The following is a 25,326-nucleotide window of genomic DNA, read 5'->3' as shown; positions in this document are numbered from 1 at the left end:
GTGACAACAAAATATATGTTTTTGCTGGTAGGAGTAGCATTATAAAAGTATTCTATCAGTTAATTATTATTAATATTATATTTTAATTAAGTTATATATAATTATTTAATAATATTTTTGTATACTATCTGCCCTAATAAATAGGAAAAGCAAGAACTATCATATTAAGAAGTAGCCATTTAAGTCATATCTTTTCCAAATGAAAGAAATAAAGAAAGCTAAAATGTCCCCAATTGTAGGAGGAACAACAACTACAGAAATGATAGAAGTCGGAGTTATTATAGAGAATGAATATCCTAAAGGTCAGGTGAGAAAAGGAGAATCTATTGTTATTTCAATTCCTGAGCCAGGTGATAGTCTGATAAATTCATCTTCAAAGAGGGCTTATTAAATAATAAGTAACCCATATTGTAATAGGAATTTCCTTTTACTATTTTTACTAAGAAATAATAAAATATATATATGAAAAGAATAAAAAAAATTGCTACTCTTTTATTTTTTACAATACTCTTTTGCTCTTACTCCCTCTCTCCCAAAGTGTCTCTTACATCTTACTCCAATTTTCCTACAGATAGTATAGCCTTAGTCCTTTCTGAAATATACGGATTAGACCAAGGGGTTAGAGACTCTTCATTACACCAATTTATGAAAAAGGAGGATGTAAGGGCATTTCTCATTTCTGTAGATTCTATTAATTTTCAACGGGCAACAGAAATTATAGAAAAATATGGGTGGATCGATGGAAAAGTTCTTGGTAAAACGTATTCAAATAAAGAATCTATAAATGCATCATTATTAGTAATTTTTCTTCATAATCCGAGACGTTTAAATAAACATTTAAGAGAAATGCTAATATCTGAAGTTAAAAAGGGAAAGCTTTCATCATCGACATGCATGCTTATTCTAGACAAATATTATGTAGTATGTGAACACCGCACAATCTTTAATACAGCATTTAAGAACTGGCTGAAAAATCCTTATGTTAAAAAAGAAGATAAATGGTTATCAGATAGTTTAATGAATGAATTAGATTTACCATTATTGCCAAATCATTTAATAAAATGATTTTGATTTTAAACGCAGACACAAGAGATTTCTCCTATATTGAAATAATAAATTAGCTTGAATATTACAATGCAGATACATATTATAAGCATAACAACAAGGTGACAATAAAATTTTGTTGCCACACTTATAAGTAACTATTTATCAATACGTTTACACCTCCGTGACAACGTGACAACAAAATATATGTTTTTGCTGATAGGAGTAGATATTATTCTAAAGTTTAGTAGGAAAAATAATAAGAAATAGATCCATAACATAAAATTTTCGCTGAATAGATAGTATATCTTATACTGACCAAGTAGTATTTTATCATCTATTTAGGACAGCATTTCTTATAGTATAAAGATAAAGCAAATATCTATTCAATTATTTCAAAATAGTTTTTTTATAATTCAAAATAAAGTAATTTTGCAACATATTTTAATATTACTTTATCCACTTAAAACAATCAATTATGTCGAAGAACATAAACTATCTACTCATTGCATTATCTATATTATTATCCTGCCTTATATATTCATGCAGCCATAATGAAGAACCTGAAATTTATTATTGTGGTTTAACTTCAGCAATATCAAGTGATGATAAAGAAGTTGAAATAATAAAGAACGCATACTATGACTCTTACAAACAAAATGGACTAAACTGTAATAGTCAATACTTTGCTCCTGGTACATCGCCTGCTGCCATTCTAAAATCTTGCAAAGAAGCAGAAGATGCTATACTTTCTTCTACAGTTAAATTTAGCGGTAGATATATTTACGAAGTACGCAGCAAAGACAAGTGCTTATATTCAAAAATATGGGGAGTTAGACAATAGGATTCAATAAGTCTAAACGTTGGCTTATACTTGCGAATCCATGCTTTTGCGGCTCAGATAGTTCACCGGATACCACACGCTGAGGAAGCCAACAATGATGACGGTGAAGAAGATTATCACAATGTCGAGCGCATGAACGCTGATGGGGTACGCATCCACGATAAAGTTGCCGCCGCCTGTTGGCTCGAGCTTTAGCAGGCCAAACTGCTGCTGCAAAAGGCATAAAATGAGACCGAGAACAATGCCGATGATCGCTCCCATAAAGGAAATGAGCCATCCCTCAAAGAGAAAAATGTGCACTATCTGCTTGTTGGTGGCTCCGAGGTGACGAAGCGTAGATATGTCCTTTGTTTTGTCAATAATTAGCATCGAAACGCTACCTATGATATTGAAGCAAGCCACGAGGACTATGAAGGTGAGGAAAGCAAAGGCAAAGAGTTTTTCTATCTGCATCACGTTGAACGTTTCCTCGTGTTGCTCATAGCGATCGAGCACTCTGAATCGTGGCCCCGCCAGTTGTTGCAATTCCTTTTTAGCCACTTGTTCGTCAACGCCATCTTTGAGTTTGAGTTCCAACTTAGTGATGCAGCCCTCTTGATTATAAAGCCCTTGAACAAAGGGCAGAGAACAAAGCATTAGATTGTCGTCGTACTTCTGTTGATTAACCTGGAAGCAGATTCCTGAAGCCGTCAAATCGTCAACATTAATGTTTTCTATCGGGTTAGCCAGATTTATTTGCTCGCCCTTTTTAGGTACACAGATTTGCAACGTCCCGAAATTCAAACCTCCCATTTGCAGGGCGAGATTATAACCTGGGATACCGTAATTCAAATTGCCACGGCGGAGCGAATACTCCCCTTGTCCGTAAAGAATATTCTTAATTCCAGACGTCTTTGTGAAATTGTCGTCCACACCCTTTAGCATGATCACCAAAGGGCGTCCTTTGAAAAGTATGAGGGCGTTGTCCTCATAGCTGTTTGTGGCCGCTGCCACTTTGCTATTGCGCCTCACTGCCACGAGCGAGGGATCGTCCTCCGCCATTACCTTGCCCTGCGTTGGAACCAATTCCAGCTGCGGATCGAAGGCAGTGAAGAGATTGCCAATGAGGTCTTGAAAACCATTGAAGCCAGACATAACGCAAACCATGGCAAGTGTAGCCAGTGCTACCCCTACCACGGAGATGCCGCTAATAAGGTTGATAACGTTGTGCTGCTTCTTAGAAAAAAGATAGCGGCGCGCAATGTAGAATGGAAACGACATGGTTGTCGCTACTTATTTGTTGCCCAAAAGTTCATCAATGTGCTCGATGTAGTCGAGGGTATCATCTTTGAAGAACTTTAGTTCGGGGATGATTCGGAGCTGATGTCTCACGCGCTGTCCGAGGTCGTAGCGAATGCTGCGAACGTTGTCGTTGAGATTTTTTACTATCTCATCGGCCTTTTCTGAAGGGAAAACACTGACATAAACGTTGCACACACTGAGATCTGGGCTCACGCGCACATTACTTACACTCACAAGCACGCCTCGCATAGCTTGAGTTTGGCGTTGAAACATTTCGCCGAGCTCTTTCTGTATCAGGCGGTCTATTTTCTGTTGACGGGTAGTTTCCATATTGGTCTTATTTTTTACGAATCATAGTGAGTCCGTCGCGCAGCGGGAGAATGATTTTCTCCACACGGCTGTCCTGCACCACATAATCATTGAAATCTTTAATAGCCTTTGTCTGCACATCGTTATCATAAGCCGGATCGATAACGTGATTATCCCAGAGCGTATTATCCGCCAGAATCACACCGCCCGGATTGAGACGCGGAAAGACAAGGTCGTAGTAGGCGCGGTAGTCCCTTTTGTTGGCATCGATAAAAACGAGGTCGAAACGAAGATCCATATTGGGGAGCAACTTCAGAACGTCGCCGATAATCATTTCTATATCGGCCGGATAAGGAGAATTATCAAACCACGGTTTGGTAAAGTCCTCCTGCTCATCATTCACCTCGAAAGTATAGATTTTAGTACCTTTTTCCATCCCCGAAGCCAGACACAGAGCGGAATAGCCAGAGTAAGTGCCGATTTCGAGTACGGTTTGTGGGCGCACCATTTGTGCAATCATCCGCAGGAGTATCCCCTGCATGTGTCCGCTGGCCATGCGCGGCCGCACGAGCTGTGTATTGGTGGCTCGATAAAGGCGGTGCATGTATTCATCCTCCGGAGTGCAGTGGGCCTCCAAGTAGTCGTACAACAGCTCTACGCTGTCAGTTTCTGCCAGCGGTATTTGTGTTGCTCCGTTTGTGTGATGATGTTGCACAGTTGAATTATTTCTTACTACACACGAGTTGTAAGTTGCAAGACATAAGCTCCGAAAAAACGGGCTTATACCTCGCCACTCATTCCTCAAATGTTAGTTTCTATACACTTCCTTCTCTTCTTCGTCCAGCAGGTTGCGCACGATGTTCATCTCCATAAAACTTGTGCTTTGTTCTTTGCGGTGAGAACCAAGATAACAAATGCGGTCCTCATAATGGAGCAATCCTTCAGCAATCAGTTTCTTCAACGCCACAAGAAGGAAGGCGTGACCGAAGGTTTTCATCGGCAGATAGATAGGATAAACACCGAAACTCAGTGCCAAATGGCGCACTGTCTTGGGTTTATAGCAAAGTGCAAACACCGTATTGCGACCACGGAAGGAAGAAACGTAGCGCGCTGTGCGACCCGTGAAACTATCCATGATAATACCATGGAGCTGCATAGTCTTAGTGGCCATCACTGCTTCTTTGGCGAAAAATTCCGTCACAGTAGGATACTGAGAGAGAGGTACGTCGATGTCGGCTGTCACTCCGTCCAGATTATCGAGTTCTGCCTGGCGTGCCACGGTAGACATAACGTGGACAGCCTCAACAGGGTAGTCGCCGTAAGCAGTCTCACCACTCAGCATGACAGCATCGGCGCGACTGTAAACAGCATTGGCAATGTCGGTCACTTCCGTACGCGTGGGGCGTGGGTTGCGAATCATGCTCTGCAACATCTGCGTAGCCACGATAACGGGCTTATGGGCGCGGATGCAGGCTGCAATTATGCGGCGCTGAATGCCAGGGATGTATTCTTGCGGCACTTCGATACCCAAATCGCCACGAGCCACCATCACGCCGTCGGCTACTTCCAAAATTTCTTCGATATTGTCTACACCTTCTTGATTCTCAATTTTGGCGATGATTTTAATATCGCTCTTCTTCTCTTCGAGTATCTTGCGAATTTCCAAGATATCTTCTTTCGAACGCACAAAGCTATGGGCGATGAAATCAACATCGTAGTCGATGGCAAAGAGTATGTTGTTGCGGTCCTTCTCCGTCAGAGCGGGCAGGTTGATACGCACGCCCGGCACATTGACACTCTTGCGCGCTCCCAGCGTGGCTTCGTTCTCCACGGTGCAGATGACACAGTCGTCGGCCTTTTCTGTAACGCGCAGTCCGAGGTCACCATCGTCAATCAATATTTGCGAACCCACAGCCACATCCCGCACAAATTCGGGGTAACTTACGCAGATACGCTCCTTCGTGGTCTTCTCCCCCGGCAGTCCAGCAATCTTCACTGTTTCGCCAGTTTTGAATGTGATGGGGGCGTCACAAACCGTTGTGCGCACTTCAGGTCCTTTCGTATCCACCAGCAGAGCGATGTGGCTAGAAACCTCGCGCACATTATCAATTACGCGTTTCATACCTTCCGGCCCTTGGTGAGCCGTGTTCAGGCGTACTACGTTCATGCCTTCATCATAAAGTTTCTGTATCAGCGATACGTCGCAACGTGCGTCACTAATGGTAGCAACAATCTTGGTCTTCTTGTATTTCATCTTCCTTATCTTGTTTTTTCTGAAACAAATTTAATCTTTTAGTAGAGCCTCGATACCTAAGCGGTAACTATGAAGGCCGAAGCCAGCAATAATACCTTTACAGGCTGCACTAATCATGGAGCGGTGGCGATACTCTTCGCGCTGGTACACATTAGAGATATGCACCTCCACAACGGGACACGTCAGCGAACGGATGCAATCTCCCAGTGCAATACTCGTATGCGTATAGGCACCCGCATTGAGAACCACGCCGTTTGTGCCGTCTCTGAGAGTGGCTTGTAGGCGATCAATCATGAGGCCTTCTACATTGCTTTGAAAATACTCCAACTCAACTTCTGGATAGAGCTTTTGAAGTTCAGCCATATAGGTTTCCATTGTTCCCGTGCCGTATATGCTCGGTTCGCGCTGTCCCAACAAGTTGAGATTCGGACCATTCATAATTAGTATCTTCATAGGCCTATATATTATTAGGCTACAAAGTTACTTCATTTTTTTCGCTTTGCCGCACGATTTATCCGTATCTTTGCCGCCCACCAACGTTCTTTTCATCCATGAACAGTATTCTGAAAAAATACAAGAGCTATATCACGCTCGAACAAGGACTTTCCAACAACACGCGTGAGGCTTATCTCCACGACGTAGAGAAACTCTTTACTTATTTTGAGGATGAAAAGATTGATTTTCTCAAGGTGGAGCTCGAACATTTCCATTCTTTTGCAGCGGCCCTTATGGATGTCGGCATTGGCGAACGTTCCATTGCGCGGATTCTTTCGGGTGTCCGCTCGTTCTATAAATTTCTTGTTCTCGATGGCTATCTGGAACAAGACCCTACGGAACTTCTCGAATCGCCGAAGATAGGAAAACACTTGCCCGAGGTACTTAGCGTGGAGGAGATTGATGCTATCGAAGGAGTGATCGATGTGAGCACACCGGAAGGGCAACGCGACCGCGCGGCCATTGAGATGCTATATTCCTGCGGCTTGCGTGTGAGCGAGCTTTGCAACCTCCTGCTCTCCGATCTCTTCCTCGATGAGGGTTTTCTGCGCGTCACGGGAAAGGGCAACAAGCAGCGGTTAGTGCCCATCTCTGAGCGCGCCATTCGCGAACTAAAGTCGTGGTTCGCTTTCCGCAATTCCATCAACATCAAACCTGGCGAAGAAGATTACGTCTTTATCAGTGCGGCGCGCAAGAAGCATCTGTCGCGCATCACTGTATTCCACAACATCAAGGTCTACGCCGAACAAGCGGGTATCCAAAAGACCATCTCGCCCCACACCTTTCGACACAGTTTTGCCACCCACCTGCTGGAGGGCGGAGCCAACCTGCGCGCCATTCAGACCATGCTGGGACACGAAAGCATCAGTACAACCGAAATCTATACCCACATTGATCGCCGCTTTCTTCGGGATCAGATTCTGCAACACTTTCCGAGAAATCAGAAGGATTGATTTCTCGTTTTCCACCATCCACCACGCAAAACATTTTCTATATATTCTTTTTTCTTTTTTTATTCTTAGAAAAAGAAAAGAAAGTTATGTTGATGATAATTGCCTGTGGAAACGGTGGATAAGTTTTTTGTATAAAATTTGGAAATAATGTAATCCACAAAGAAAGCTTACTTTTCCACGCCGATATCCACACCTGAAAACAAACTATAAGTATCTGTTATTAAATAGTTACAATCCCTTTTATAGAGGGTTTTACACAGCCTGTGGATAAGTTTTGAACGGCTGAAAAAAGGTCTTTTATAGTGGTCAATTTCCGTTGGAAAAGCTGCGTAAAATAGGAGTAAAACAGTGGTATATAGTGGAAAACTGTCAATAGCTTTAACTCTTCTGTCGGCAGTAGGTTATTAGCCGTGTTTCCACCAGTTTTCAACGACTTTTCCACTACTTATCAACAGGAATAACTTAACTTTGCAGCCAAAAATTTGGGCATCTACCGACGAACAGAATAGTTTTGGGCATTGCCCTCTTAAAGATATAAATCATGCACAAACTGAGAGTGGAAGAAATGGGGCGTTTGGAAGTGGCCGAGTTTAAGGCGGCCGAGAAATTGCCCGTAGTGATGGTGCTCGACAACATTCGGAGTCTTCACAATGTGGGGAGTGTTTTTCGGACGGCCGATGCTTTCCGCTTGCAGCGCGTTTGTCTTTGTGGCATCACGGGATGTCCTCCTCAGCAGGAGATACATAAGACGGCACTTGGGGCAGAAGACAGTGTGGACTGGCAATACTATCCCACAACGGAAGAGGCCTTGGCGGCATTGCGTGCTGAAGGTTACACCATCTACAGTATTGAGCAGGTGGAGGGAAGCCTCAAGCTCGACGAAATCTCCCTGCCGTCCAACGGCCGTTATGCTTTGGTGATGGGCAATGAGGTAAAGGGCGTCCAGCAGCAAGTGGTAGATGCTTCGGATGCTTGTATTGAAATTCCTCAGTTCGGCACTAAGCATTCGCTCAACGTGAGTGTTACCGCCGGCATCGTGATGTGGGAATTTGCCCGACAATTGGGCTTTACGAAATAGTTGAGGAGAGGAAGAGCAGCAGCCTTCTTTATCCGACTGGTCCGACTGGTCCGACTGGTCCGACGAGTCGGAGAATTAAAAAAAATTCCCTTTCCCTTCTGATTTCGAACAAATAGTTTCTGTCTTTTTTATTGTCAATTGAGTTTTTCAATATAGCAAGCTTATTGCATCACGCAATAAGCTTGTTTACTTCTAAAATAAGCCTATTCATCATTTTCCTTATTACGTTGGCGAATACAATAAGGAAGTCAGCCGACAGCCTTATTGTATTTTCAAATATCCTTATTCTATCTGCGGTGGTTTCTATATTCTTCATACCTGTTATCCTTATTCTGTTTGTCAGAATAAAGAGAAAAATGAGAATTTAAGTATAAAACTATCCTTCCAATAAGGAAACTGAACGCTCCATAGTTGCGTTATTTCAGTCGGATAATTCTGAGTTGGATTTCGTGCGATTCTCAGACGCGTAGAATGCGAAAAGAGTTTACAAGAAATGAACTGTGCTTCATAGTATCCAGTGTTTTCGATTTGTAGGAAGGATACAATGAAGGCTCACCTTGTTTTGTGATGGGGTGAGCCTTCTGTGTTGTTATCCTTTTGCCTTGTAGGCCAAGGCGTAGAAGTTGATTTGTTTGATCATGGCCAGCAAACCATTGGAGCGCGTAGGCGAGAGATGCTCGCGTAAGCCAATGTCGTCGATGAAATGGAGTTTGGCATCGAGAATCTCCTGCGGCGTGTGGTCGTTGATAACGCGGATGAGGAGCGCGATAATGCCTTTCACAATCAGCGCATCGCTCTCAGCGCGGAAGTGCAGGCGACCGTTTTGTTCGTTGCACACAATCCATACGCGGCTTTGGCAACCATCGATGAGGTTACTTTCGTTTTTCTCTTCAGCAGGCAGAGGGGCTTGTTCCTCCCCCATGTCGATGAGCAGCTGGTAGCGATCCATCCAGTCGTCCATTTCGCTGAACTCTTCAATAATTTCTTGCTGTGATTCTTCTATTGTCATTGTTTCTGAAGTTACGATGATTGATAAATAAAAGCTTTTTATTTTTCTTCAAAAAGCGTTTGCACGAGCGTTTGTCCTACGGCTTTGAGCGTCTCGCGAGAGATGTTCTGCGGCGTGTCAATGGTGGTGTGCCAGGTACGGGAGAAACCGTTGCCGTTGTCGGAGATGATGTCGATTGTGGGGATATTTGCAATACGATTCATGGGGATGTGGTCGTCAGTGACTGCCGTTCCGTCCTGCTGCAAAAAGTAGTTGTCAGCCCCCACACTTTGTGCTGCGCTCCACACCTTTGCTACAACGTTTTGCGCATACTGCATGCTGTAGTATTCAAACTTAAATTGTGCATCGTCGCCGCCTACCATATCGAGGAGAATGCCGTAGCGCGGTTTGTAGTCCTTAGGTAAGTTATTGGCCCAATACTGACTGCCGAGGCACCAATCGTTCTCGTCCTTGGTTTGTGGCCCCCAGTAGGGAGCACCATAGTCCTCCGAGTCGAAACATACGAAGTCGACACCAACAGAAGGGTTGAGCTGATGAATCTGACGCGCCAATTCCATCATAACAGCCACACCGCTCGCGCCATCATTGGCGGCCATAACCGGCTCATGATGTTTTGAAGAATCAGGATCAGCATCGGCCCAGGGACGACTATCCCAATGGGAACAAATCACGATGCGCTCACGGAGTTCGGGCTTATAGCTGGCAGTGATATTATTGCACTGGAGCATTTTTCCATCCCATCCTTTGACAGTCGTTTTCTGTTCGTTGACGGTCAGTCCGAATCGCTTGAAAGCTTTGACGATGTAATCAGCACAACGGTCGTGGGCTTCGCTATTTGGGACACGTGCCCCGAAATCACATTGATCCACGATGTACTGATAGGCACTGTCGGCGTTGAATTGCACTTTTGCCAGTTCAGCGTCGGGTTTTACCGCGTCGTTCTGCTGTTTGCTTTTGCAACTTGTCAGACCTACCAGTCCGACGGCTAAAGCTGTTGTGAGGAATTTGAAAGAAAGTTTCATATAGATATAAGTTATTGAAAAATCCCTTTATATTCTTCATAGATAGTTAGGTTCTGTCGGCTCCGATGAGCCATATCCGAACGTTTTTCTTTATGAAGAAGATAAAGGGAACTTTTGTTTAGTATATTTTCTGCCACTGATTCATCACTCGAAGGAAGTTACCGCCCCATATCTTGCGGAGCTGTGCATTTGTAAGGCCTTCGTTGATGAGTCGGCGGGTGAGGTTGAGCATTTCAGCCTCTGAAGCCAATCCTGGAACGCCTCCGTCGCCGTCGAAGTCGCTTCCGATGCCAACGTGGTCAATGCCAGCCACGTCTATCATATGGAGCAGGTGGGCTACAACGTCGCTAATTGTGGCTTGGCCGTCTTCGCGGAGGAATCCGTGGTAGAAGGTGACTTGCGCAACGCCTCCCTTGTCGGCCAAAGCCCGCAGCTGATCGTCCGTGAGGTTACGCGGATGATTGCAAAGGGCGCGGCTCGATGAATGGGAGCAGACGGGCGGCAACTGACTATAGGATAAGACGTCGTAGAAACTCTTTTCGCCAGCGTGCGAAAGGTCTACCATCATGCCCACGCGGTTCATTTCGTCGACAACCTGCTTGCCGAAATCGCTCAAGCCGTTGTGTTCGTTGTTAGAACGGGATGCGGCGTCGCAGATGTCGTTATCGCCGTTGTGGCAAAGGGTCATATAGACCACTCCCTCATTGCGAAAGCGCGCTACGTTTGTTAAATCGCGGCCTATAGCGTAGCCGTTCTCAATTCCGAGGAAGATAGCTTTCCGTCCCATAGATTTGAGGCGGTGGGCATCCTTTGGAGTGTAGGCTATCTCAGCTCCGCGCACATTTTCTACCATATCTCTGATTTCTTGCAATATGCGCTGCGCCTTGCAGGTGGCTGCTTCAAGTTCGCTTGTGCTGCGCCCTTCTTGTTTTAGATAAGCCACCATGATGACAGAGTCAATCATGCCTTCTTGGAGCTTATGGAGATCGACGAGCACCTTTGGGTCGCGGTGGTCGAAGTTGACGCCTTGCTCGAAAAACATAGGGGTGTCGGTGTGCGAGTCAAGGGTTAAAATCTGTTGGTGTACTTTGCGGGCGCGGCGGAAGGACTCAGCCTGCGTCATGAACCAGCGGAAGAGCGGCAGCATACTTTCATCGCCGTTCTGAATAAAGCATTCGGGATGCCATTGTACACCTATGATACTTTTCTCCTCGTTGCTTTCTACGGCTTCTACTACGCCGTCGGCGCTGCGAGCCACTACGCGTAGATGAGGTCCTGCTTCGTTGACGGCTTGGTGGTGGAAACTATTCACCGCAAAGCGCGAACCTAACAGGTTGCTTATGGTGCTTTCCGCTGCTGCCTCAACAAAATGTGTGGGCAAGTATCGGGGAGCATCTTGGGAGTGCTTCAAATGAGGAGCATCAGGCATGGCCACACGGATATCTTGATGAAGACTGCCACCGAGTGCAGCTGCAAGTACCTGCATACCGCGACAAATGCCGAGTATCGGTATTTGGCGGTCGAACGCAAACCGAGTGAGCAACAACTCGAAGCGGTCGCGTTCGGGATTGATACTATGCAATTCGGGGATAGGATCAGTGTCCAGATAAAGTGGATTGATGTCGGCACCGCCACTTAAGAGAATTCCGTCGACACGATCAAGGAGCGTGAGAATTTCTGTAATGTTCTGCGTAGGAGGTAGGACAACTGGTATAGCACCTGCCGCCTCCAGACTCTTATAATATCCTTCGCCGAGCGTACAACCATTCTCACCGAAATTTCCCGTAATTCCGATGATGGGCCGAGCTTGGTGGTTGGGGTAATGATCTGTTACGCTGTCGTAATCTAAGTTGATATTGAAGGACATAATTATATGTGTATATAAGTTGTGGGCATCTCGATATCCGCGTCTTTTGTTAGTAAAGATTTGCCAAGCAGATGCTGATTGCGGGGCGAGATGTGATGAATGTCAGAAAAGAAAGACTGATGAATGAGAACCTCGGGCTCTCATCCATCAGCTTAGTATTTTCGTTTAGGATTCTTCGGGAACCAGCCTTTCTTAACACGTTCTTTCTGCTCAAAGAGTTCCAGAATGGACCAAAGTAGAGAGAAACCAGTGATTGCAGAGAGACAGCTCCAGAAAGTACTTTCAATGAATATCGCACCTATTGTGCCAGCGAGTCCGAGCAGGAGAAAAATCCACCAAGGGCGTGTACCGAAATAGTACTCTGTCTTGATGACCACTGGATGAAAGGCGCCGATAATCAGAAAGGTACAAAATCCTATCAGGATACCTTCGAAGTACATAGCCCTTTATTTAGTCGATGTCTTCCATATCCGCAACTTCTATTTTCTTGCGGGGAGTGCGAGGTTTGCGAGGTTTCTTGTCCACAATGTTTATTGTAGGGATAGGTATCTCGCGGTTGATGGTTTGTTCGAGGCTGATGAGAGTCTCCGTAGAGATTACGCCGGGGATTTCCTGAATCTTATGGTTGAGTAGCTCCATGAGATGCTCGTTGTCGTGGCTATAAAGTTTCACCAGCATAGTGTAGTTGCCCGTTGTGAAATGGCACTCCACGATTTCAGGTATCTTGTCGAGTTTTGTGGCTACATCTCTGTACATAGAGCCGCGCTCTAAGCGAATACCAACATAAGTGCAGGTGCTATAGCCTATGGCCTTTGGATTTACATTATAACCGGAACCAACGATAATACCAGCTTCGATGAGACGCTGTACGCGTTGGTGAATGGCAGCTCTGGAAACTCCACAAACAGCTGCAACATCCTTGAAAGGAACTCGAGCATTCTCAGTAATAACACCTAAGATATGCAAATCTAGATTATCTATCTTCTCCATTTATATAATATAATTTATTTATGCGTTCTTAAACCGTTAGCAAAGTTAATCTTTTTCTGATGGATATTATAATATAAATGTAGAGAAAATTAGAGGAAATATTATCTTTTGTCTTTTTTTTTGATTGATGAAGTAAGAAAACTGTATGAAAAATAGCAGAAAGAACGTTTTTTCCTTGCTTTTATCTTCCGAAAGTACAGTTTTCTTACTTCCTATCTTTGATTTGAAAATATGTCCTTCTATATCATCAACCTACTTGTTTTCTTCTAACAAGGATGCTCATAAGCATAGCGAAAGCCAGGATATAGGGATAGAAGAGAAAAGGCATGATGCTCGTGGGCGCAAGCGATGCTAAACCGCCGGCCATGAGGAGTTGCGCACCATAGGGTATGATGCCTTGAACAACACATGAGAAGGTGTCGAGAATACTTGCCGCGCGGCGCGGACTTACACCGAAGCGCTGACTGATGGCTTTGGCCAACGGACCCACGGAAAGAATAGCCACGGTATTGTTAGCCGTGCAGAGATTGGTGAGACTAACGAGGGTGGCAATGCCCAGTTCGCCGCCGCGCACACCCTTCACTTGTCTCGTCAGGTTATGGATTAGCCAAGTGATACCTCCGCCTGCACGAATCACGGCAAGCAGTCCGCCCGCCATCATAGATATGAGTATCAGTTCGCTCATGCCGCCAATGCCTTCGCAGATAGAAGAAAGCCAATTAGCAACATCATAGCTGCCCTCCCAAATACCAATGATACCCGTGAGCAGAATACCGCCCGTGAGCACTATCAGCACGTTGAGCCCCAGAATGGCTGTGATGATGACCGCCACATAGGGCAGAATCTTCCAATAGTCCACTGCACCCACGGCTATATGGCTCGTAGTACCCCACCCTAAGTACATGTAGAGCGCAAACGTGAGGAGAGCGGCCGGCAGAGCCACGGCAAAGTTGGTTCTGAACTTATCGCTCATCTTTACCCCCTGCGTGCGAGTGGCCACCACAGTGGTGTCGCTGATGAAACTAAGGTTGTCGCCAAAGAAAGCACCGCCCACGCAGCTGGCCACCATCATAGGCTCTGTCAGCCCTGATGGACCGGCCATTCCGACGGCGATAGGCACGAGGGCAACAATTGTCCCAACGCTTGTGCCTATACTCATCGAGATGAAGCATGAAGCCAAGAAAAGTCCGGGAAGGAGCATCGACGGCGGCAATAATTGCAGACACAGATTGACGGTAGCATCCACTGCTCCCATCTGTCGCGCTGTGGCGGCAAAAGCACCTGCTAAAATAAAGATCCATATCATCAGAAGCAAATTATCCTGCCCAGCGCCCCTACTGTATATGGTCAGGCGCTCCTCAAAGGGCGTGTGGTGCAGCGTGAAAAGGGAGAAGACGGACGTAGTGATGAAAACGATGAGTAGAGGCACTTTGGAGAAGCCTCCACAAATGAAAGATAGGAGCACAAACATTCCTACCATGAACAACATAGGGCTGAGTGCTAACGGCCCATTCTTTTTTCTCTTTGTGTGCTTACTATTGAGTGGAAAAAGCATAAATAAATTTTGTAAAGTGGCACAAAATTACAGATAAATACAGATTTGCCAAAATATAATCGTAGTTATCCTCTAAAATAAGAAAATAGTTCTAATCTACATCTCCTTTCTCTAATTTCTTATCTTTATGCTGCTTAACCGCCTTATTATTTTACAAATCCATTTTTCCTTTTAGCGCGAGAAAAGAGTGGAGCGGCCAAATTTTTTCTTTGTCGGAGGATTTTGCAGGATAGTTTTGGGTGAGAAAAAGCTTATTTTCTGGTTTTTCACCTCAAAAACCGCACTTTTTTTCATTTTTCTGCTCGTTTTCGGCCTTATCCCGCCCGTCAGTTTCCTTATTGTATCCGCTGGCTTCCTTATTGTGTCAGCCGACATCCTTATTGTATCCGTTGACGCAATAAGGAAACTGATGCTCAGGAGGATTGGATGGGGTGCTCTCTCCCTTTCGTGCTCGATTTTGTGGCCTTCGTGAAAGGGAAAAAGTAAGAAAATTGTTGATATTTTTAAGCCCCCTCCACCTCCCCCATAAGGGGGAGTGCTCAGCTTTGGTTCTCAGACTGGTCCGACTGGTCCGACTGGTCGGAGGACTGAATATTTGACTGGTCCGACTTGTCCGACCCGTCGGAGAACCAAATGCGGAAAAGCGGAAATCCAATAAACCGTTGGAGAATCCTGCTACAAGTGGTAGCCGAGCACTCCCCCTCATGGGGGAGATGGAGGGGGCTCCCCATTGAGATGGAGGGGGCTCCTATTAAGCCTTATTCCTTATTTCACCAGTACTTTCTTGCCATTGCAGATATACATACCTACAGGCAGGCGGTTTAGCTCTGATTCGTTGGCAACAGTAGTCAGATAGCGACCTTGCAGGTCATACACTTTTCCAGCATAAGCGGGGGTGCTTGGCTGCAAGGTGGAGAGACCAGTAGTAGTAGCCTTCACGATGTTAAGTTTGTTCCAATCAGCGTGAGCAGTAAACCATTCGTAGGCAGCTTCAGGAACGATGAGCGTGATAGCCTTGTAGTCGGTGATATATTGGAAGAGATCTTTAGCAAATACAGGAGCCTTCTTGCCTGTAAACCTGCTCCAATCGATTTTCTTCAATTTCAAACAGTTTCCAAAAGCATATTTCTGCAAAGCAATACTTCCAGGCAGGATTACCTCTTCCAGCTCTGAACATTGATCAAACATGCTCTCCGTCATCGTAATGTTAGCGGCAGCTGAGAGGTCGCAGCGCTTCAGTTTTTCGCAGCCGAAGAAAGCGTCCGTCAGGTTGCGCACACTGCTACATCCCTTCATGTCGATGCTTTCCAGCACGCGGCAATTCTGGAATGCCGAGCGGAAGCTTACGAAATTAGCGGCCTCAGCATCAGCAGGCATCACCACTTCCTTGAGAGCCTTGCAGCCCTGGAAAGTACCCACGTTGTTCACACCATAAGTAACATAGAGATAGGTCTTAGCCTTGATGGTGGCCTGACTCATATCCACTTTTTCAATCGTAGTATTGCCTACTGGTGGGAATCCCGAGTTGTTACCGATAGCTGCCGTGAGTTTAGCGAAATCTTCAGTGCCCCACGCGCCAGTTAGGATCAGCACCTTGGCTTCTTTGAGAGATGCAGGAATATTCTCGGCATCAAACGTGAACGTAGTTTGAACTTCCTCAGCTTTCTCCCCTGCAACAATCGGCAAACTGGAGAAAGTCATCTGGCTCTCTGTGGCGTGGTCGCCCAATTGTCCACCTCTGTTTTTGCCCCAGCCGTAGAGCTTTCCCTTGTCGGTAAGTACGATAGAATAGCCCTCGCCCGAAGTGAGCTGAGTTACCTTCGTGTTGGCCGGCAACTTCACTTCTACTGGTGTGCCTATATAGGTAATTCCACCGGTGGGGTTATCTACTGCCACGCCTGTGCCGTTGCCCAATGCGCCGTCCTCATTTGTTCCCCAAGCGTATAGTTTTGTGGCTACGCCGCCCGAACCTATACCCACGACTCTACCGTTTCTGTAGCCAGAGATAAAGACTACCGGTTCTTTGAAAGCATTAATCTTGAGAGGTTGCTGCACCTTTGTGATGTTTTCATCGTTGAGTCCAAGAATGTTTTTATCGTCTGAGCCCCAAACCCAAAGCGAGCCGTCGGCTTTAATACCGTAGGCAGTTGTAGAAACTGAATACACTTGCACCCAATCGTTGTCCGTACCAATACGAGTAGGAGTCTTTGTCTTCTTAGGCAGGTCGCACAGTGTACCATTATCATTCCAACCCCAGCCCCAAAGGGAGCCATCGGTCTTCAAGGCAAGCGTCGTGTTATCTCCCACGGTCACTTGTGCCCAATCCGTGTCGGTACCGATTTGTTTAGGAGTGGATTGGTTCTTATAGTTGCCCAAACCAAGCGTTCCTAATTCTCCTTCGCCCCAACCCCAGAGCGTACCGTCAGTCTTAATGCCGATGGCGGTATGTCCGAAGAAGCGCGAAACAGAAACGCTTTTCCAATTGGTATCTGTGCCTACTTGAACGGGCGTCTTATGTCCCATTCCGTCGCCCACGCCTTGTACACCTTTGGTGTTATCTCCTACGGCCCAGAGTGTGCCGTCTGTCTTGATGAAGAAGGCGTATGATTGTCCGGCCACGGCATATTTCCATGTCTTTTCAGTACCTACCTGTGTGGGCACGGATACCTTTTGTGCACCACCTCCTATGCCCAGCTGGCCACTCTCGTTCCAGCCCCAGGCCCAAAGGGAGCCGTCTTTCTCAATAGCGTATGTGCTGCCCTCTCCAGTAGTGACAAACTGCCATTGGTGGGTTTGAGCGTTCGCTCCACCAATGAAAAACATTGCGCATAAAGACGCTAACGTACCTTTAATAAATGTATTCATAACTCTAAATGTTTTTCTGATAAATTAGAATATAACTTTGAAACTTTCGCCGCGCGGACCTTCCACGATGTATAGGCCGCGGTTCAGTTGGCTTATAGGAAGTGAGGTCATGCCCGCTTTCACCGTGAGGCTCTTAATGGTTTTCCCCGCTAAGTCCAATACTCTCACGCGACCCGCTTGAGATGTTGTGATTTGAAGTTGGTCCTGAGCAACAACAGCCTTGAAGGAAGCGTTGTCAGAAGTTCTTAGCGAACCGATACCTGTGGTTTCGAGCGGAACGCGAACCAGCGGACAAATGGCAAAGCTACCCGTGCCACCGCCGTACATACTGATGGGGCGCAAGTAATCGGTCTCGCCCTTTAGTCGCGCAAAGGAATTGTGCGCTAAGCGGTTGTTAGCGTCAGCTTCAGAAAGGGGAATGCCGATTTGGTCCGTCAGAATGCAGAAGTCCTCTGTACTTGGGTCGTTGCTAAAGCCTTCTACTGATATAAAGAACAAACCTTTGCCATAGAGATCCAAAGGTACATCAAAACGGAAGGCTGCCACTGCGCCGCCCTCTACTGGTGCCCATGCGCCGTCCTCGCCGTCTGCTTTGATATCCTTCATCTTCATCGTCTGAACTTCAACGGGCAGCGAAGTAAACTTAAGTTCGCCGCCCTCAGGAAGTTTCACCATCCAAACTTTCAGTACAAGTGTGGCATCTTCCTTATATTTCTTGGGTTTATGATGGAGGTACACATTGACACCATCAAGGTACATATCATCGCTTCCCATCATAAATAAATTTCCTACTCCAACAATCCCCTTGTTATTAGTACCTCCCAAACAGCCGCCTACTTCCAGTCCTTCGCTGAAGGGAAGCATGGCCAGCTGGTAAGTAGATCCCCACTTGCGCATATCGATCGTTGTGATTTCAGCAGTACCGCCCGCTTTGATTTTCAAGTCAGGTTTATAAGTGCTTATGCCTTTGCTTGTCGTCACCTCAAGTGTGGGGAAGTCGAAAAGGCCTTCAACGGTGTACTTTGCTGAGGCGTCCTGCGTTTGCTGGGAGCTAACGGTGGCTCCGGGTATTGTCCACTTCCACGCTGTAGGTCCATTTTTGGACGCATCCTTGAAAACCACATTTCGCTCCTTTGAAGCCAATAGCCAAGCCCCGCCATTGATGGCTTTGTGCCTAACTAACAGATTGCACACTGCATTGTCCTCTTGCTTGATTGTAGCAATGTTTCGCAACGGGACTGGCAAAGCATACTGTGCATCTGTTGTGGTGATTGCTTGTGCAGCTCGTAGCTCTGCTTTGGGCTTACACGCAACACTCTTCAACACTTGTGCTCTTGCCTGCAACAAAGGTAGGCACAAGCAGAAGCACACTGATAAAGCAGTAAAGTTTCGTCTCATAGATGATATAATTTAAGTGATGACATATTGTCGGGGCCTAATCTACAGAAAAAAGGAGAGAAGCACCAATAGATATGACAAAAAATCAGAAAGATTTATAATTTCTATGAGTAGCTATTTTGAAAATATGTTTTATAGCATATTTATTTTTCCTTCCTATAATTTCCTCCGTCATTGTCTGCTTTTAAGCGATTGTTATTCATGTAAGTACTGAATTGCTTGCTTATCTCGGGGAATTTTCCGAAAATTGCAGCCGCGCGGGGGGAGCAGGGTGCTGAACGGCCGGCGCTTTATGCAACAAAACTCATCTTTTATATTTATGACAAGAAAAATCATATTATTGTGTAGCCTATTGCTAACAATGCTCACCTCCTTTGCAGCGAGCAAGATAAAGGTGGCATGCGTGGGCAATAGTGTGACGTGGGGCTACGGACTGCCCGAACGTGAAACTCAGTGCTATCCGGCGCAATTGCAACGCCTGTTGGGTGATGGCTACGAGGTGCGCAACTTCGGACATTCTGGAACTACGCTTCTCGAGAAAGGACATAGGCCCTACGTGAAGCAGAAAGAGTATGAAGAGGTCTTAGCTTTCAAGGCCGACATGGTAGTAATCCATCTCGGCCTCAATGACACCGATCCGCGCAATTGGCCGAATTATAGCGAGGACTTTAATGCCGATTATTTGCGCCTTATCAGTCAGTTTCGCGCGGCCAATCCCAAAGCGCGGATATGGATATGCCTGATGTCGCCCATATTCGACCGCCACGCGCGCTTTTGTAGCGGAACGCGCGATTGGCACGCAGCCATCCAGCAACATATTCGGCAGGTGGCCAAAGCCGCAAACGTTGGGCTGATTGACCTACACGCGCCGCTCTATTCCCGTCCCGATCTTTTTGCAGATGCCATCCATCCCAGCGCGGAAGGGGCTGCAATCATCGCTCAGACCGTATATAGCGGTCTGACGGGTAATTACGGCGGTTTGCAACTCCCGCCGCTCTACACGGACGGTATGGTGATGCAGCGAAATGAACCAATTGTTTTTCGCGGTATGGCGAATGCTGGCGAACAAGTCAAGGTCAGTTTTTGCGGCCGCACGCTTTCTTGTCGGGCAGATGCCGCGGGGCAGTGGGCACTCACCTTTCCCGCTCAAACGGCCGGCGGTCCTTACAAAGCAACCTTATCCGCCCCGAGCCGCCGCTTAGTCATTGACCATATATATATAGGAGAGGTGTGGCTCTGTTCGGGGCAGTCGAATATGGAACTACCCGTTTCTTCAGCCTCCAGCAGAGACGCCGATTTAGCTCAAGCCGACAGCCGAACGCTGCTCCACTTCTTCAATATGCCCGCTATCTACGCCACGAACGCCGTAAAGTGGTCGGCCGCTGCCTGCGATTCTGTCAATCGCCATCAGTATCTCCACCTCGGACCGTGGCAGAAATGTTCACGCGAAAGTCTGAAAGGTTTTTCGGCCGTAGCCTACCATTTTGGAGCAGCTTTGGCCGACAGTTTGAAAGTTCCCGTGGGCATCATCTGCAATGCCGTGGGCGGCACGACAACCGAATCCTGGATAGACCGACATACCTTGGAGTGGGACTTTCCTTTGATTTTGCGCGACTGGTATCGGGGCGATTTCGGAATGCCTTGGGCGCGCCAACGAGCGTTGCAGAACATCAGCGAGAGCAAGAATCCCTTGCAGCGCCATCCTTACGAACCTGCCTATATGTTTGAGGCGGGTATGCGTCCGCTGGCCAATTATGCCCTCCGCGGTGTGGCTTGGTATCAGGGCGAGTCCAATGCTCACAACGTGGAGCTGCATGAGCGCCTTTTCCCGCTCTTAGAAAAGAGTTGGCGCAACTTCTTTGGCCGTCCGCAACTGCCTTTCTATGTTGTCCAACTCTCCAGTCTCAACCGCCCATCTTGGCCGCATTTCCGCGACTCTCAACGCCGTTTGGCCGCAGAATTACCCCAAACGTGGATGGCTGTAACAACGGATTTGGGCGACTCCCTCGATGTTCACTACACCCTCAAGCAACCTGTTGGCGAACGCTTGGCGCGCTTGGCCCTCTCCCACACTTATGGCCACACGCTTGAGGCCGAAGGCCCTGTGTGTGTAGGTGTCAGTGTGCAGGCCGATGCGCTTCGCCTGCGTTTCAGTCATGCCGACGGATTGGCAGCGAATGGGCCCAAATTGATAGGCTTCGAAGTGGCCGGAGAAGACGGCGTTTACCATGCTGCTATGGCCCAAATCGAAGGTACAACAGTGGTGGTGAAGAGCAATGCCGTAAAGAATCCTGTCTCTGTGCGTTACGCCTGGCAGCCCTTCACGCGTGCCAATCTCGTCAATAGTGCTGCGCTTCCCTGTAGCACGTTCGAGGCCGCGGCCACGCCTGCCAAATAGCGAACACATTTGATACGCACGAAAGGTTCTCTGCACATAGTTGTGACGGAGAACCTTTTTTCATTTCTTCGGTATGGCTTTGTTCTTATCTTCGGATATGGGGGAAGATGATAAAACTGTTGTAGTCAATAAAATTCTTATTCTACGCCATTGAGAGTGGCTCAAATCTGACTCTTTCTCTTGTGGGTGAGTGGGAGAAAGCTTTCTGTTCTTCGATAGAATAAGGCTGTCAGCTGACAGAATAAGGCTATCAACTGGCGCAATAAGGATGCCGACCGACAGCCTTATTGTATCCACGCATAGCTTTGTTAGAAAAAAGGGAAAAGAGGCTCCAAAATTTCAGAGAAAAGGAGAAAACGGAGAGCTCTGGAGGAGAAAATGAGGCGTTTTTATATTTTGGGCGAAGAAAATCTTTGCGGAAAATCCCAGTTTTTCAAAGATACTGGAAAATCAGCGCGTAGAAGAGAAAAGGTAAGTGTAAAGAAAATGCCGAGTAAAGTTACTCGGCAATATGGCGGTTTTATTGTAGAAATTCCGACAAGGCTCGTATCCTTTCCTGAAAGCTGACGGGCATCAGGCTTGGCCGCTCAAAACCATCGGCAGGTGTGGGCGTGGCCGTGGCGAGGAGGGACGCAAGGGTCTGTTGGAAGTCGTCGGCGTTGAGGCTGTCAAAGACGCGGCCGTTTTCGGGCGTTACGAGGGAGCGCGAACCAGCGTAGCGGCTCACCATGACGCGGCAACCCGAGAGCAGAGCCTCGTTGGTGACAGCTCCGAAGGCTTCCTGCCAACTTCCAAGGACGAAGACGCTCGCCGTGCGGTACCAAGCCATCAGTTCGTGCCCGCCGTAAGCCCCTGGGAATAGGACTTTGTCGGCCACTCCGTTTTCCTCAGCCGTTTTCAGTAAGTTGTCCTTTTCTTCGCCTTGCCCAACGAGCACCAGGCGCAGGCTGTCCTTTTCCTCTTCCTTTCTGACCACTGCTGCAAAGGCTTCGATGAGTGCTCGTAGGTTTTTGAGCGCCACGAAACGGCCCACGAAGAGGCACACCTTCTTGCCCTCCAACTGCCAGCGGCTCACGTGCGTGGCGACAAAGGGAGTGATGAGCGATTGTTCTGCACGGAAGCGTTCCTCGTCGCGGATAATGGGGAAACTGAATAGGCGGCGCGCCGGACTGTTCTGCTTGTACCAATCAGCCATTTCGGAACTAATCGTCACCAGCCCGTCGATGTGGCGCAACAGATACATTTGTCGGCGTCGTTTTCCGCCTTGCCGCGCTTCGGCCATGTCTTGGCTGTCGTCGGTCATAGTATATAGGCGGAATTTTTTGCGGTGGAGCGTGCGATAGGCCAGAGCTGTCCAGAGCGATAAGGTATATTCGCAACAAAGCACCACATCGGGCTGAAAGGCGCGAATGGTTTGCCAATAGCCCAGATTGATGTCGCGCCCAAAGAGTTTGAAGTGTTGGTCGAGATATTCGTAGCGGAACGTGGCATTCTTGAGTAGTTCTTGCTGCTGAATGAGCAATTCGTCGTTCTGCCGTTGCAAGAAAACGACTTTACAATCGAAAATCTTCCCCAGCGCATTGAAGAAATCGAGCCGATAAGGGGCAAGAGCAGGATGAAAGATAAGAAGGCGGGACATATTATTGGAGTGTTTAACAGATAAAGGATAAGGGAGAAAACATCAGAAGAGACGAGCCGGCCGACTATTCTGAGAAAGAATACATATAGGAGCGAAAAAAGCCCCCTCTATTTCTCCCGTAGAGGGGAGGGCTCTGTCTGCTTGCAAGAGGCATCTGAGCACTCCCCCTTATGGGGGAGATGGAGGGGGCTTCCTATCCTATTGGTGGTTTTATCCTACTTCCGATCCGGGTTTAACAGGGCGGTCGACGGTGATAACAGAGAGGCTGCCGTCGTTGTTAACGGCGCTGAGAATCATACCTTGGCTGTCGAGGCCTCGGAGCTTGCGAGCGGGGAGATTGGCTATGAAAACCACCTGCTTCCCAAGGAGATCCTCGGGCTTATAGTACTTAGCGATGCCGCTCAGTATCTGGCGCTTCTCCAAACCATCGTCGATGAGGAATCGGAGTAACTTGTCGGCCTTGGGAACCTTTTCGCATTCCAACACAGTGCCCACGCGGAGATCCATCTTTGAGAACTCTTCGATGTCAACGTCTGTGCGGATGGGCGCAGCCTTGTAGTTGGCCGCTTCGTTGGCTTTCTTCGTTTCTTCGAGCTTCTTGATTTGCGCTTCCACTACTTCGTCCTCGATTTTCTCGAAGAGTAGTTCTGGCTTGTTCAGCTCATGTCCAGCAGCAAGTAGGTCAGTCTGACCGAGATTGTCCCACTTGAGGTCGGGCATATTTATCATGCTGCGAAGTTTCTCAGAGCTAAACGGCAAGAAAGGCTCGAAAGCGATGGCCAGATTAGCCACCAGCTGCAACGAAAGGTTCAGAATTGTCTCCACGCGCTTCGGATCGGTCTTGAAGACCTTCCAAGGCTCTGAGTCGGCTAAGTATTTGTTGCCGATGCGGGCTAAGTTCATCGCTTCCTTTTGTGCGTCGCGGAAGCGGAACTTCTCAAGCAGCTCTTCCACCTTTGCTTTGACGTCGCGGAACTCTGCAATGATTTCTTTGTCCTGTTCAGTGAGCTCTCCGCAAGGCGGAACTTTGCCTCCGAAGTACTTCTGCGTCAGCACAAGGGCGCGGTTGACGAAATTCCCGTAGACAGCCACAAGTTCGTTATTGTTGCGCGCCTGGAAGTCCTTCCAAGTGAAGTTGTTGTCCTTAGTCTCTGGAGCATTGGCGGTAAGTACGTAGCGAAGCACGTCTTGTTTTCCAGGGAATTCCTCCACATATTCGTGGAGCCAAACCGCCCAGTTGCGAGAAGTAGAGATTTTGTCGTCTTCCAGATTGAGAAACTCATTGGCAGGAACGTTGTCTGGTAAAATATATGAGCCTTCAGCCTTGAGCATAGCAGGGAAAACGATGCAGTGGAATACGATGTTGTCCTTTCCGATAAAGTGGACGAGGCGCGTGTCTTGGCTCTTCCACCATTTCTCCCAGTCGTTGGGCAGCAGCTCCCGCGTGTTGGAGATGTACCCAATGGGAGCGTCGAACCAGACATACATTACTTTTCCCTCTGCGCCTTCCACTGGTACGGGGATGCCCCAGTCCAAATCGCGGGTCACGGCGCGCGGTTTCAGACCCATATCAAACCAACTCTTACATTGGCCCACCACGTTGGAACGCCAATCGGAGTGGTCAGCAAGTATCCATTTCTCCAGCCAGGGCTGGGCTTTGTCGAGCGGCAAGTACCAATGCTTCGTTGTGCGCAATACTGGTTTTGAACCGCTGATGGTGCTGTGCGGATTGATAAGTTCGGTGGGGGAAAGATCCTTACCGCACTTCTCACACTGGTCGCCGTATGCGTCGGGATTTCCGCAGTGGGGACACTCACCTTTAATATAGCGGTCGGCCAAGAAAGTCTTTGCCTCCTCGTCGAAGTACTGTTCGCTTTCTTGCTCGATAAATTCTCCTTTTTCGTAGAGCTTTTCAAAGAATTCGGTCGCGGTCTTTGCGTGTACGTCTGAAGTAGTACGGCTATAAATACTAAAGCTTATTCCGAATTTCTCAAAAGATTCTTTGATGAGTTTATGGTAGCGGTCGCAGACATCTTGCGGAGTGACGCCTTCTTTCTTAGCACGGATGGTGATAGGTACTCCGTGTTCGTCGGAACCACAGATAAAGAGAACATCACGTCCGCGAAGGCGCAGATAGCGCACATAGATGTCGGCCGGCACATAAACTCCCGCCAAGTGTCCGATATGAACACCACCGTTGGCATAGGGCAGAGCGGCCGTCACAAGGGTGCGCTTGAAGTCTTTCTTTTCCATATTATTTCTTTCTCTTATTATAATTCTATTTATGTGTGCAAAATTACTTCAATATGAGGAAACTATGAAAAT

General features: G+C 47.3%; 21 protein-coding genes. 6 read left to right on the top strand and 15 right to left on the bottom strand.

The features are described from left to right. The first annotated feature begins 199 nt into the window (after positions 1-199). From ABLA33_RS05300 to ABLA33_RS05290, 3 genes are all read left to right on the top strand, one after another. Positions 200-391: a hypothetical protein gene (locus ABLA33_RS05300; RefSeq protein WP_347719518.1), complete on the top strand. Its 192-nt coding sequence runs from the start codon at positions 200-202 to the stop codon at positions 389-391. Between the two features lie 71 nt (positions 392-462). Continuing rightward, positions 463-1,065: a hypothetical protein gene (locus ABLA33_RS05295; RefSeq protein WP_347719517.1), complete on the top strand. Its 603-nt coding sequence runs from the start codon at positions 463-465 to the stop codon at positions 1,063-1,065. A gap of 457 nt (positions 1,066-1,522) precedes the next feature. Next, a complete protein-coding gene (locus ABLA33_RS05290) occupies positions 1,523-1,888 on the top strand; it encodes a hypothetical protein (RefSeq protein ID WP_347719516.1) in 366 nt (121 codons plus the stop codon). A gap of 24 nt (positions 1,889-1,912) precedes the next feature. On the opposite strand, the gene ABLA33_RS05285 is transcribed toward ABLA33_RS05290, so the two are convergent. The 5 genes from ABLA33_RS05285 to ABLA33_RS05265 all read right to left on the bottom strand — a co-directional run bounded on the left by ABLA33_RS05285 (position 1,913) and on the right by ABLA33_RS05265 (position 6,185). Further along, positions 1,913-3,148: an FtsX-like permease family protein gene (locus ABLA33_RS05285; protein ID WP_347719515.1), complete on the bottom strand. Its 1,236-nt coding sequence runs from the start codon at positions 3,146-3,148 to the stop codon at positions 1,913-1,915. A gap of 12 nt (positions 3,149-3,160) precedes the next feature. After that, positions 3,161-3,499 (bottom strand): 30S ribosome-binding factor RbfA, encoded by a 339-nt coding sequence (gene rbfA / locus ABLA33_RS05280; protein WP_009347810.1) that lies wholly within the window; start codon positions 3,497-3,499, stop codon positions 3,161-3,163. Positions 3,500-3,506: 7 nt separating this feature from the next. Further along, entirely contained in the window at positions 3,507-4,154 is a 648-nt protein-coding gene (locus ABLA33_RS05275) for an O-methyltransferase (protein ID WP_347719519.1), read from the bottom strand. 132 nt (positions 4,155-4,286) lie between these two features. After that, entirely contained in the window at positions 4,287-5,732 is a 1,446-nt protein-coding gene (pyk, locus tag ABLA33_RS05270; RefSeq protein WP_347719514.1) for a pyruvate kinase, read from the bottom strand. 30 nt (positions 5,733-5,762) lie between these two features. Next, positions 5,763-6,185 (bottom strand): type II 3-dehydroquinate dehydratase, encoded by a 423-nt coding sequence (locus ABLA33_RS05265; RefSeq protein WP_347719513.1) that lies wholly within the window; start codon positions 6,183-6,185, stop codon positions 5,763-5,765. A gap of 98 nt (positions 6,186-6,283) precedes the next feature. On the opposite strand from ABLA33_RS05265, the gene xerA reads away from it, so the two are divergent. Further along, positions 6,284-7,180: a site-specific tyrosine recombinase/integron integrase gene (xerA, locus tag ABLA33_RS05260; protein WP_347719512.1), complete on the top strand. Its 897-nt coding sequence runs from the start codon at positions 6,284-6,286 to the stop codon at positions 7,178-7,180. A 541-nt stretch (positions 7,181-7,721) separates the two neighbouring features. Continuing rightward, complete coding sequence (locus ABLA33_RS05255) at positions 7,722-8,258, top strand: RNA methyltransferase (RefSeq protein ID WP_347719511.1); 537 nt, start codon at positions 7,722-7,724, stop codon at positions 8,256-8,258. Between the two features lie 589 nt (positions 8,259-8,847). On the opposite strand, the gene ABLA33_RS05250 is transcribed toward ABLA33_RS05255, so the two are convergent. From ABLA33_RS05250 to ABLA33_RS05215, 8 genes are all read right to left on the bottom strand, one after another. Then, positions 8,848-9,267, bottom strand: coding sequence for a SufE family protein (locus ABLA33_RS05250; protein WP_347719510.1), 420 nt, complete (start codon positions 9,265-9,267; stop codon positions 8,848-8,850). Positions 9,268-9,305: 38 nt separating this feature from the next. Further along, positions 9,306-10,289, bottom strand: a complete 984-nt coding sequence (locus ABLA33_RS05245) for a M28 family peptidase (protein ID WP_311490838.1) — start codon at positions 10,287-10,289, stop codon at positions 9,306-9,308. A 118-nt stretch (positions 10,290-10,407) separates the two neighbouring features. After that, a complete protein-coding gene (locus ABLA33_RS05240) occupies positions 10,408-12,156 on the bottom strand; it encodes a gamma-glutamyl-gamma-aminobutyrate hydrolase family protein (RefSeq protein WP_347719509.1) in 1,749 nt (582 codons plus the stop codon). A 152-nt stretch (positions 12,157-12,308) separates the two neighbouring features. Continuing rightward, the gene (locus ABLA33_RS05235; protein ID WP_311490836.1) at positions 12,309-12,596 is read right to left on the bottom strand and encodes a DUF4491 family protein; all 288 of its coding nucleotides are present in this window, start codon (positions 12,594-12,596) and stop codon (positions 12,309-12,311) included. Between the two features lie 10 nt (positions 12,597-12,606). Continuing rightward, entirely contained in the window at positions 12,607-13,146 is a 540-nt protein-coding gene (locus ABLA33_RS05230) for an Lrp/AsnC ligand binding domain-containing protein (RefSeq protein WP_315089919.1), read from the bottom strand. A 247-nt stretch (positions 13,147-13,393) separates the two neighbouring features. Continuing rightward, positions 13,394-14,701 carry a Na+/H+ antiporter NhaC family protein gene (locus ABLA33_RS05225; protein ID WP_347719508.1) on the bottom strand — a complete coding sequence of 436 codons (1,308 nt, stop codon included), beginning with the start codon at positions 14,699-14,701 and terminating at the stop codon, positions 13,394-13,396. A gap of 765 nt (positions 14,702-15,466) precedes the next feature. Next, positions 15,467-17,566 (bottom strand): leucine-rich repeat protein, encoded by a 2,100-nt coding sequence (locus tag ABLA33_RS05220; protein WP_347719507.1) that lies wholly within the window; start codon positions 17,564-17,566, stop codon positions 15,467-15,469. 24 nt (positions 17,567-17,590) lie between these two features. Continuing rightward, positions 17,591-18,964 (bottom strand): hypothetical protein, encoded by a 1,374-nt coding sequence (locus ABLA33_RS05215; protein WP_347719506.1) that lies wholly within the window; start codon positions 18,962-18,964, stop codon positions 17,591-17,593. A gap of 319 nt (positions 18,965-19,283) precedes the next feature. Between ABLA33_RS05215 and ABLA33_RS05210 the strand changes: the two genes are divergently transcribed. Next, positions 19,284-21,362: a GDSL-type esterase/lipase family protein gene (locus ABLA33_RS05210; RefSeq protein WP_347719505.1), complete on the top strand. Its 2,079-nt coding sequence runs from the start codon at positions 19,284-19,286 to the stop codon at positions 21,360-21,362. A 520-nt stretch (positions 21,363-21,882) separates the two neighbouring features. Here the strand turns inward: ABLA33_RS05210 and ABLA33_RS05205 are convergent. Together ABLA33_RS05205 and metG are read right to left on the bottom strand one after the other, a co-directional pair. Further along, a complete protein-coding gene (locus ABLA33_RS05205; RefSeq protein ID WP_347719504.1) occupies positions 21,883-23,001 on the bottom strand; it encodes a glycosyltransferase family 4 protein in 1,119 nt (372 codons plus the stop codon). Between the two features lie 210 nt (positions 23,002-23,211). Continuing rightward, positions 23,212-25,254 (bottom strand): methionine--tRNA ligase, encoded by a 2,043-nt coding sequence (gene metG, locus ABLA33_RS05200; protein ID WP_347719503.1) that lies wholly within the window; start codon positions 25,252-25,254, stop codon positions 23,212-23,214. Positions 25,255-25,326 lie beyond the last annotated feature (72 nt).

It is taken from the genome of uncultured Alloprevotella sp. (assembly GCF_963536905.1).
Classification (GTDB): domain Bacteria; phylum Bacteroidota; class Bacteroidia; order Bacteroidales; family Bacteroidaceae; genus Alloprevotella.
Note: the sequence above shows the minus strand (reverse complement) of the source record. Positions and strands in the feature narration are given on the sequence as shown.

What these genes read in the sequence shown, in the direction of transcription:
- ABLA33_RS05300 (WP_347719518.1), top strand. Translation starts at nt 200, where the DNA reads ATGAAAGAAATAAAGAAAGCTAAAATGTCCCCAATTGTAGGAGGAACA.
- ABLA33_RS05295 (WP_347719517.1), top strand. Translation starts at nt 463, where the DNA reads ATGAAAAGAATAAAAAAAATTGCTACTCTTTTATTTTTTACAATACTC.
- ABLA33_RS05290 (WP_347719516.1), top strand. Translation starts at nt 1,523, where the DNA reads ATGTCGAAGAACATAAACTATCTACTCATTGCATTATCTATATTATTA.
- ABLA33_RS05285 (WP_347719515.1), bottom strand. Translation starts at nt 3,148, where the DNA reads ATGTCGTTTCCATTCTACATTGCGCGCCGCTATCTTTTTTCTAAGAAG.
- rbfA (WP_009347810.1), bottom strand. Translation starts at nt 3,499, where the DNA reads ATGGAAACTACCCGTCAACAGAAAATAGACCGCCTGATACAGAAAGAG.
- pyk (WP_347719514.1), bottom strand. Translation starts at nt 5,732, where the DNA reads ATGAAATACAAGAAGACCAAGATTGTTGCTACCATTAGTGACGCACGT.
- ABLA33_RS05265 (WP_347719513.1), bottom strand. Translation starts at nt 6,185, where the DNA reads ATGAAGATACTAATTATGAATGGTCCGAATCTCAACTTGTTGGGACAG.
- xerA (WP_347719512.1), top strand. Translation starts at nt 6,284, where the DNA reads ATGAACAGTATTCTGAAAAAATACAAGAGCTATATCACGCTCGAACAA.
- ABLA33_RS05255 (WP_347719511.1), top strand. Translation starts at nt 7,722, where the DNA reads ATGCACAAACTGAGAGTGGAAGAAATGGGGCGTTTGGAAGTGGCCGAG.
- ABLA33_RS05250 (WP_347719510.1), bottom strand. Translation starts at nt 9,267, where the DNA reads ATGACAATAGAAGAATCACAGCAAGAAATTATTGAAGAGTTCAGCGAA.
- ABLA33_RS05245 (WP_311490838.1), bottom strand. Translation starts at nt 10,289, where the DNA reads ATGAAACTTTCTTTCAAATTCCTCACAACAGCTTTAGCCGTCGGACTG.
- ABLA33_RS05240 (WP_347719509.1), bottom strand. Translation starts at nt 12,156, where the DNA reads ATGTCCTTCAATATCAACTTAGATTACGACAGCGTAACAGATCATTAC.
- ABLA33_RS05235 (WP_311490836.1), bottom strand. Translation starts at nt 12,596, where the DNA reads ATGTACTTCGAAGGTATCCTGATAGGATTTTGTACCTTTCTGATTATC.
- ABLA33_RS05230 (WP_315089919.1), bottom strand. Translation starts at nt 13,146, where the DNA reads ATGGAGAAGATAGATAATCTAGATTTGCATATCTTAGGTGTTATTACT.
- ABLA33_RS05225 (WP_347719508.1), bottom strand. Translation starts at nt 14,701, where the DNA reads ATGCTTTTTCCACTCAATAGTAAGCACACAAAGAGAAAAAAGAATGGG.
- ABLA33_RS05220 (WP_347719507.1), bottom strand. Translation starts at nt 17,566, where the DNA reads ATGAATACATTTATTAAAGGTACGTTAGCGTCTTTATGCGCAATGTTT.
- ABLA33_RS05215 (WP_347719506.1), bottom strand. Translation starts at nt 18,964, where the DNA reads ATGAGACGAAACTTTACTGCTTTATCAGTGTGCTTCTGCTTGTGCCTA.
- ABLA33_RS05210 (WP_347719505.1), top strand. Translation starts at nt 19,284, where the DNA reads ATGACAAGAAAAATCATATTATTGTGTAGCCTATTGCTAACAATGCTC.
- ABLA33_RS05205 (WP_347719504.1), bottom strand. Translation starts at nt 23,001, where the DNA reads ATGTCCCGCCTTCTTATCTTTCATCCTGCTCTTGCCCCTTATCGGCTC.
- metG (WP_347719503.1), bottom strand. Translation starts at nt 25,254, where the DNA reads ATGGAAAAGAAAGACTTCAAGCGCACCCTTGTGACGGCCGCTCTGCCC.